This is a genomic window from Burkholderia sp. Se-20378 (genome assembly GCF_017104665.1).
Taxonomy (GTDB): Bacteria; Pseudomonadota; Gammaproteobacteria; order Burkholderiales; family Burkholderiaceae; genus Burkholderia; species Burkholderia lata.
This window is the reverse complement of record NZ_JAAGPG010001179.1, coordinates 1-210: the sequence shown is the minus strand read 5'-3', so window position 1 is coordinate 210 and position 210 is coordinate 1. Positions and strand designations below refer to the sequence as shown.

Genomic DNA, 210 nt, shown 5'->3' with positions numbered 1-210 from the left:
CGCGCTCGGCGGCGCCGAGACGCCGCGCTACCGGCTCGTCGGCGCCGACACCACCTGCACGTACCCCGACGCCGCAAAGCGGCTGCCGAAGGTCGGCTACCAGCGCGCGCTGTCGGCCGAGGGGCTGCTGTCGCTGCGGCCCGATCTCGTGCTCGCGTCGGCGGAAGCCGGCCCGCCCACCGCGATCGCGCAGGTGAAAAACGCCGGCGA

The 210-nt window shown here is 75.7% G+C and carries 1 protein-coding gene; it reads left to right on the top strand.

Annotated features, from left to right (window positions below; translation table 11 throughout):
* The coding region (locus G3N93_RS40865; protein ID WP_374196571.1) for an ABC transporter substrate-binding protein at positions 1 to 210 on the top strand (210 nt) is incomplete at both ends.